Genomic DNA, 8,535 nt, shown 5'->3' on the forward strand with positions numbered 1-8,535 from the left:
TCTACCTCCTAAATTATATTATAACATTTGATAGGGATCTACATCAATACGAATTTCTACAGAATCATTAGTATTTTTTTCCATGAAACGTTTTTCAATCAGTTGAATAATATATTCTCTGTTTTTTACCGAGTCAAATTTCAAAATTAGCTGCCACCTGTATTTACTTCTAAGTCTGCTCAGTACAGCAGGTGCTTCTCCAAATTTTTCTAAATAGCGGTCGCTGTAGTTATCCAAAAAAGATGAAAGCAGCCTGCTTAGTTCAGCAGTTTTCTTCTCACTTTTACCACTAATTATAATATTTAAAAGTCTGCAGTAGGGTGGATAATTTCTATTTTTCCTAATCCTGTTTTCTTTTTTATAAAAATCATCATTTTCCTTTTCCAGAATAGCTTTAATGCTGTAGTGGTCAGGCTCATAGCTCTGAATCAAAAATTTACTGCCCTTATTATTTGTAAGTAAATTTTTTAACTGTTTAATTAAAAAATAGTTGTTTTCAGCTGCTCTAAAATCAGCACTATTTAAGGTAATATCAGAAGAAATTACCGCAGCAAGTTTAAGATCCTGATAAAACTGATTTTTTATTAAAATTGAAGTTCCAACTAAAATATCAATTTTTCCATCCTTAAAAAGATTTAAGCGCCTTTTCACTTCTTTTTCACCAAGATCACTGTCAACTCTTAAAATTGCTGCTTCAGGATAGATTCCTTTTAACTCTTCTATTATTTTTTCAGTTCCAACTCCAGCCAGCGAAATAAAACTACTTCCACATTCAGGACACTTCTCAGGCATCTCTTTTTTAAGACCACAGTGGTGACAGATTAATTTTTGTTTTTCCTGATGATAATTTAAAGAAATATCGCAGCTGTCACACTTGATTACATGTCCGCATTTTCTACAGATCACATAATTTGCTGAGCCACGTCTATTTAAAAATAGAATAGTTTTATTACCTGCTGATAATTCAGCTTTAATTTCCTGTTTTAATTTTTGACTTAAATCATCAAGATTACCTTTTTCTACTTCTTTTCTCATATCAATAATCTCTGTTTTAACTTGATCAGCCTCAGCCTCAAATTTTAACTGCTTCAGTTTTCCCTGCTTTACAAGATGTTTGCTCTCCAGTGAGGGAAGAGTTGATTCTAAAACTAAGATCGAGTCTTTATTTTTAAGACGTTTTGCAGCAATCTGCCGAGAATGATAAAGTGGATGTTCCTGAGATTTATAGCTGTCATTATTTTCTTCCATAACAATAACTGCATCCACTTTTTTAAAAGGTGCAAACACAGCTGATCTTGCTCCAACAGCAATCTGAACTTCTCCTTTTCTTATCTGCTGCCACTGATCAAATCTTTCTCCCTGGGTCAGGCTGCTGTGTAGAAAAGCAATTTTATCAGAAAAATATTCTTTTAATTGTTCTAAAAAAAGATAATCTTTTTCAATTTCAGGAATCAGCAGTATAATATTCTTACCGGCTAAAAGCAGTTCTTCTAATAATTTGATTATAAATATATATCTGCGCTCATTATTTTTTGTTTCCAGAAGAAATGAAGTCTCATCTCGATTATTTAAAATTTCAGTCAGCAGCTTTTCTTCCTCTTTTTTTAAAGAAATATCAAGTTCAGATTCAGCTTCTAATTTACTATCAATTTTTATTTCTCTTACTTTATCAGTAGTATATAACTTAATTAAACCTCTGTCTATTAAACGGTAAACAGTTTGCCGGGAAGTGTCAGCAATCTTTAAAACTTTTTTTAATTTATGATCTTCAACCCTGTTTTCCAGTAAATATTCTAAAATCAAAAACTGTTTTGGTGCTCTTTTTTTAAGCTGATCAAGCTCGGCCTCATAGTCAGTGATTTCTGAATTTAATTTAAGCATTTCAATCTGCTTTTTTTGCGGTTTTTGTTCAGTTATTCCCGGCGGCAGAACACTCTTTATAACCTGAGCCAGATAAGCATGATAATAGGCTGCTGTCCAGTAGAAAAGGTCCAGCAGTTCCTGTCCAAAAAAGCTCTCCGGGTAAAGCAGAGATTCTACTTTTTTTAATTTTGATTTATCCACATCTGATTCAGCCCTGGTTTCAACCACAAATCCGGTCAGCTTACGCCGGCCAAAAGGAACTCGAACAAGCTGCCCGATCTTGATTTCAGACCTTAATTCTTCAGGAAGCAGATAATCAAACTCTTTATTTAATTTTTTTAAAGGTAAATCAACTACAACCTTGATTATTTGATCCATTCTTAGACCCTCTCACTAAAAAATTAATTTTATTTTTTAACTGATAAAAAAATAATCTACTAACTAAAGAAAAAACCGAAGGCAAAAACCTTCGGCAGCTAAAAGAAAATCTCTCCTTTATAATTATTCCAAACCAGCTTCTTTTCTCAAGTTATTAACTCTATCCACTTTTTCCCATGGTAGTTTTAGATCATGGCGTCCAAAATGACCGTAAGCAGCTACCTGTTTATAAATTGGATTTCTTAAATTTAAATTTTTAATAATCTGAGCCGGTCTTAAATCAAATTCTTTTTTTACTATCTCTTCCAGCTCATTTTCTGGAATTACTGCAGTACCAAAAGTATCAACCATTACCGAAAGTGGTCTGGCTACACCAATTGCATAAGCAATTTGAACTTCACATCTTTCTGCCAGCTCTGCAGCTACTATATTTTTGGCGATATATCTAGCAGCATAGGAAGCGGAGCGATCAACTTTTGTCGGGTCCTTACCAGAAAATGCTCCTCCACCATGGTGAGCTGTTCCACCATATGTATCAACAATAATTTTTCTTCCTGTTAAACCTGTATCTCCATTTGGGCCTCCGATAACAAAACGGCCGGTTGGATTAACTAAAATCTCAGTATCGTCTCTTAATAATTCTGGATTTATTATTTCTTTTATAACATGTTTTGTTATATCTTCTTTAATCTGTTCCTGACTTACCTTTGGATGGTGCTGGGTAGAGACCAGTACTTTATCTACATAAACTGGTTTGTCATCTTCATAGGCAACAGTAACCTGAGTTTTCCCATCTGGACGCAGATATTTAAGTGGACCATTTTTTCTGACTTCGGCCAGTCTGCGGGCCAGTTTATGTGACAGCATTACCGGCAGCGGCATTAATTCCTCTGTTTCATTAGAAGCATAACCAAACATTAACCCCTGATCTCCAGCTCCTAAATCAGAATTAGATTGACCCGCCTTTTCTTCCAGTGAATGATCTACTCCCATAGCAATATCTCCTGACTGCTCATCAATAGCTGTTAAAACAGCACAGGTTTCTCCATCAAAACCATATTTGGCTCTGGTATAACCTATTTCCTTAACAGTATCTCTGGCAATCTTTTTTAAATCAACATAGCAGGAAGTCGTAATTTCCCCTGCAATTAAGATTAAACCTGTGGTAACCATAGTCTCACAGGCTACCCTTGCATCTGGATCTTTTTCTATTATTGCATCCAGAACAGCATCAGAAATCTGATCGGCAACCTTATCCGGATGACCTTCGGTTACAGATTCTGAGCTAAATAAATATTTCCGTGTCATAATATCACCTTTCATCTATACTTATTGCGAAATAAAAGCAAATTTTACTAAGATAATCAATAAATTTAGTTTAGCACATAATATTTAGACTGTCAATTTAGCTGCTTTGATTTGATTTCTTCTCTTTTCTAATATAATAAAATAAATAAAGTCCGACAAAAATCAGTACTGTACTGATCAATCTGGCAACCTGAAAATCAAAGATTAAGAGACTATCTGTTCGCTGGCCTTCTATAAAAAATCTAAAAATAGAATAAATTATTAAATATAACGAAAATACTTCTCCATCTTTTTTGAAATCAGAACGAAGATAAAAAATCAAAAAAAGAAAAAGAAGAAAGTCAGCTGCAGATTCGTAAAAAAACGCGGCTTCCCTGTATGCACCGTCAATATACATCTGGTTTTTGATAAAGTCTGGAAAAATATTATAATAACTTTCGTCTACAATCTGCCCAAAAGCTTCTTGATTAATAAAGTTACCCCAGCGACCAACTGATTGTGCTAAAGCCGTTAATGGTGCCAGATAATCAAGAGCCAAAAGAAAGTTTTTCTTTCTTTTTTTAGAAAGCAGGTAAAGAATAAGAATTCCAATTAATATTCCACCGTGAATTGCCAGCCCACCTTCATTAACAGCTATAATTTTTACAGGATAAGCCAGATAATAATCCAGATTAAAAATCACATAATATAGCCTTGCCCCTAGAACTCCTAGAGGAAAAGCTAAAATTATGAAGTCCAGAAAAAATTCAAAATCAAATTCTTTTTCTTTTTTCAACAATAAGTTCAAAATAAAAAGCGAAATTATTAAAGCAGATACAATTAAAAAACCATACCATCTTATCTCTAAAGAAAATATCCTAATCATTACCGGATCAATAATTTTTATCACCTATCTTAAACATTTTTCATTTTTGGATCCAGTGCATCTCTTAAACCATCACCAAGAAGATTAAATCCTAAAACACCAAAAATAATTGCCAGTCCCGGAAAAGTAGCTACCCAGGGTGCTTTTTGTAAAGAACTTCTGGCATCACTAAGCATTGCTCCCCATTCTGGAGAAGGCGGCTGTGCCCCTAAACCAAGAAAACTTAAAGCTGCAGCTTCTAATATTGCTGTAGCAATACTGAGTGTTGTCTGTACAATTAAAGGTGCCATAGCATTTGGCAGAAGGTGTTTGAATATAATCCTGAGATCTCCGGCACCTAAGGCTCTGGCAGCACTAATATATTCACTCTCTTTAATTGAAAGAACTGAAGATCTAACAATTCTTGCAAAGCGCGGCACATTAATTATTCCAATTGCAATCATTGCATTTTTTAACTGGGGGCCTAAAATAGCGACTATACCAATAGCCAATAAAATACTTGGAAAAGCAAGCATAATATCCATAAATCGCATAATAACCATATCTAATTTGCCGCCGTAATAACCGGCCAATAGACCAAATCCTACCCCAAATAATAATGCTAATGCCACGGAAAATAATCCTACCTGAAGAGAAATCCTTGAGCCGTAAATGATTCTACTTAATATATCCCTTCCCAGACCATCGGTTCCTAATAAGTGCTCAGAAGATGGTGCCTTATATCGGGCTATAATATTTGTTTTTATAGGATCATATGGAGCTAATACTGGAGCCAGTAAAGCAACCAAAATTAAAAATATAATAATAACTAATCCTGCAATCCCAATTTTACTCTGAAGTAATCTCCGCCAGGCCTCAAGCCAGGGGTTTGTATTCTTTTTCATTACTCTATTCTCATTACTACCTGCCATTTCGATAATCTCCTCTCCTACTCATACTGAATCCTTGGATCGACTAAAGCATATGATAAATCAACAATTAAATTTACTATCACAAATACTCCGGCAAAAAATAAGATTCCTCCCTGTACAATTGGAAAATCACGAGCATAAATTGCATCAACTAGATATTTACCCAGTCCAGGCCAGGAAAAAATTGTTTCAGTCATTACGGCTCCTCCAAGCAAAACTCCAAACTGAAGCCCAACAACTGTAATAATTGGTACCATAGCATTTTTTAAAGCGTGCTTAAAAATTACGATTTTTCTTTTAAGACCTTTAGCATAAGCAGTTCTAATAAAATCTTTTCTTAGTACTTCTAACATTGAAGATCTTGTCATTCTGGCGATTATTGCCATTGGTATAGTTCCTAAAGCAACAGCGGGTAAAACCAGATGATGCAGTATGTCTTTTAATGCAGAGAAATTCAACTGAATTATGCTGTCAATGACATATAAATTTGTAATGGGAGTAAAGTCCAGGCCTACTCCAATCCTTGATGAAGGTGGAAACCAACCTAACTCAACTGCAAAAAGCCAGATAAACATTAAACCGAGCCAGAAAATTGGCATTGAAACACCAATCAATGCGACCAGCATACTTAAATTATCAAACCATGAATTTTGATTCACCGAAGCAAATATTCCCGCCGGTATACCAACTACAACAGCAAATACCATTGCAAAAAATGATAATTCTAAAGTTGCTGGAAATCTCTGAGATAATTCTGCACTGACCGGGTTATTGCTCATAATTGATCTTCCTAAATCTCCCCGCAATAAATCTTTAACATAACGCCAGAATTGTACCGGCAGGGGATCATTTAAGCCCATCTGTTCTCTTAATCTCTGCAGTGCTTCATCAGTAGCTCTCTCTCCCAGCATAGTCTGGGCAGGATCACCAGGAATTAAATGAACAATTAAAAAAACTATAACTGCTACCCCAATTAAAATCGGGATTAAAGCGAGTAATCTTTTAATTATATAGTTAATCATTTCCTAATTACACCTTCCTATTCAAAGTTAATCTGCGGCTAAAAAGCCGCAGATTAGTTTTATTATTTAATTATATTTTTCCTTTATTCTGCTAACCAAACTCTGTGCAGCTTTTCTGTTCCAGTTGGGTTAGGTACATAATTTTCTACATTTGATTTTAAGGCAATTGGTGGTGTTGAGTGAACTAAAGGTACCCAGGGAGCATCTTTATGAATAATTTCCTGAGCTTCCATATAAAGTTCAACTCTTGTTTCCTGATCCATTGTCTTCTGTGCCTCAACTAATACCTCATGCAGCTCTTCACTTTCATAAGCGTTATTACTGTTAGTTTTATCTAAAAGCACATATAAGAAGTTATCTGGATCACCATTGTCACCAGTCCAGCCTAACATATAAGTTGGAGCTTCCTGATGTTCTGTTTTATCAAGATAGGTACTCCAGTCATAAGTTACTAGATTAGCTGTGACACCAATTTCACTTAAATAACTTTGAATAGCCTGTCCAATAAATTTACCCTGTGGGATATAAGGTCTTGGAACAGGTAGATACCAGAGATCAAATTCAAAACCATCTTCATAGCCAGCTTCTGCTAATAATTCTTTAGCTTTTTCTGGATTGTATTCATAAGGTTCAATATCGTCATTATAACCCCAGATAGAAGGTGGCATTGGATTCTTAGCTGGTTCTGCTAAACCAGCATAGAAAGCATCAATAATTGCCTGCTTGTCAATTGCATGATTAAAGGCTCTTCTGACTCTTACATCATCAAAAGGCTCAAAATTAAAGTTCATAGCAAAGTAACCAACATTCATACTTGGTCTTAAAGAAAGTTTTAATTCATCAGCACTTTCTACAGCTTCTACATCTTCTGGACTTACTCCGTCCATCATATCGATTGTTCCGGATTGTAATTCCATAAAACGAGCTGAGTTATCAGGAATTGATCGGAAAACAATTTCATCCAGATAAGCTCTTTCTCGCCAGTAATTTTCATTTGCCTTTAAAATAACTCTGTCTCCCTGACGCCACTCTTCTAAAGTATAAGCACCAGTTCCTACAGGATTTTTAAAGTAATCTTCTCCATGCTCTTTTACAGCTTCTGGACTTGCAATTCCAAAAGGAACCATAGCCAGGTTGTTTAAGAAAGGAGCCTGTTTTTCAGAAAGAACAAATTCTACTGTTAAATCATCTACTACATTAACTTCCTGAATAATTCCGGGGAAACCCTGGAACATATAACCATAATAAGTGAACTCTCCACCAATGTGATAAGGATGATCTTCTAAACGCCAGCGGTCAAAGTTCCACTTGACTGCTTCAGCATTAAAAGGATTTCCGTCATGAAACTCTACTCCTTCACGCAAGTTGAAAGTCCATGTTAAACCATCTTCAGATACTTCCCAGTCTGTTGCCAGAGCTGGTTCTACTTCTGTTGTGCCGGGTGTATAATCAACAAGGGTGTCATAAATCTGCTGAGTTACTTTAAATGATTCACCATCAGTAACCTGAATCGGATCTAAACCTACTGTATCTCCTCCACGGCCAAAAACTAAGGTTCCACCCTGTTCCTGGGCCATTACTCCTGTCACAAACACCGACATTACTACTAAAATAATTAAAGTTGTTAAAGTTATTTTTCTCATACTATACTTCTTCCTCCTCATTTTTGTCTGTAATATATTATTTTAAGGTCTTGCTGAACTTTTTATCACCTCCACCTTCCAATTGAAAGAATATTTCTAAAAATAAACTTATACTTATAATCATTATATTTTATTAACTCAACTTTCGGCGTTAGAAATCATTAATGATTTCTTGATATAACCAGGAAGAAGCTCAAAAAAGTAGTCTAATAGGTCATTTATCTTTTCTTCAGTTAATGTTGAATAATCATGTAGAGTCTTTTTGAAAAGGTCTATGACTCAAACTTCGCACATAAATAACCCTTTTGCACCTTGAAATTTCAATATTTAGCAGAATTAAAGTAATATCATTTTACTGTTTTAGGCAGATATCGGCAGATTTTCTACTAAGTTTTCTGGTACTGCCATAATGAATGCTTCTAAAAGCTGATCCAGCTGTTTTGAAGTTAATGATAATTTATCTTTAATTGTAGCAATAAAAACTTCCATCAGCATATGTATAGCCTGAATCCAGGTGATATCTGCCATTTCATCAACCAGAAGAT

At 34.9% G+C, this 8,535-nt stretch carries 6 protein-coding genes and 1 pseudogene; all 7 read right to left on the reverse strand.

Going from position 1 to position 8,535, the window contains the following annotated elements; all coding sequences use genetic code 11:
• Window positions 1-18 precede the first annotated feature (18 nt).
• Entirely contained in the window at window positions 19-2,241 is a 2,223-nt protein-coding gene (gene priA, locus C8C76_RS06370; protein WP_108139746.1) for a replication restart helicase PriA, read from the reverse strand.
• A gap of 123 nt (window positions 2,242-2,364) precedes the next feature.
• Window positions 2,365-3,549 carry a methionine adenosyltransferase gene (metK, locus tag C8C76_RS06375; RefSeq protein WP_108139748.1) on the reverse strand — a complete coding sequence of 395 codons (1,185 nt, stop codon included), beginning with the start codon at window positions 3,547-3,549 and terminating at the stop codon, window positions 2,365-2,367.
• Between the two features lie 97 nt (window positions 3,550-3,646).
• The gene (lgt, locus tag C8C76_RS06380) at window positions 3,647-4,438 is read right to left on the reverse strand and encodes a prolipoprotein diacylglyceryl transferase (protein ID WP_108139750.1); all 792 of its coding nucleotides are present in this window, start codon (window positions 4,436-4,438) and stop codon (window positions 3,647-3,649) included.
• Between the two features lie 5 nt (window positions 4,439-4,443).
• Window positions 4,444-5,325 carry a nickel transporter permease gene (gene nikC / locus C8C76_RS06385; RefSeq protein ID WP_108139752.1) on the reverse strand — a complete coding sequence of 294 codons (882 nt, stop codon included), beginning with the start codon at window positions 5,323-5,325 and terminating at the stop codon, window positions 4,444-4,446.
• Between the two features lie 17 nt (window positions 5,326-5,342).
• A complete protein-coding gene (locus tag C8C76_RS06390; RefSeq protein WP_108139754.1) occupies window positions 5,343-6,347 on the reverse strand; it encodes an ABC transporter permease in 1,005 nt (334 codons plus the stop codon).
• Between the two features lie 83 nt (window positions 6,348-6,430).
• Window positions 6,431-7,990, reverse strand: coding sequence for an ABC transporter substrate-binding protein (locus C8C76_RS06395; protein WP_108139756.1), 1,560 nt, complete (start codon window positions 7,988-7,990; stop codon window positions 6,431-6,433).
• 360 nt (window positions 7,991-8,350) lie between these two features.
• Window positions 8,351-8,535, reverse strand: a pseudogene (locus tag C8C76_RS15090) (IS4 family transposase); the annotation flags it as partial.

The sequence above is a fragment of the Halanaerobium saccharolyticum genome (assembly GCF_003053565.1).
Classification (GTDB): Bacteria; Bacillota; Halanaerobiia; order Halanaerobiales; family Halanaerobiaceae; genus Halanaerobium; species Halanaerobium saccharolyticum_B.

What these genes read in the sequence shown, in the direction of transcription:
- metK (WP_108139748.1), bottom strand. Translation starts at nt 3,549, where the DNA reads ATGACACGGAAATATTTATTTAGCTCAGAATCTGTAACCGAAGGTCAT.
- C8C76_RS06395 (WP_108139756.1), bottom strand. Translation starts at nt 7,990, where the DNA reads ATGAGAAAAATAACTTTAACAACTTTAATTATTTTAGTAGTAATGTCG.
- priA (WP_108139746.1), bottom strand. Translation starts at nt 2,241, where the DNA reads ATGGATCAAATAATCAAGGTTGTAGTTGATTTACCTTTAAAAAAATTA.
- nikC (WP_108139752.1), bottom strand. Translation starts at nt 5,325, where the DNA reads ATGGCAGGTAGTAATGAGAATAGAGTAATGAAAAAGAATACAAACCCC.
- C8C76_RS06390 (WP_108139754.1), bottom strand. Translation starts at nt 6,347, where the DNA reads ATGATTAACTATATAATTAAAAGATTACTCGCTTTAATCCCGATTTTA.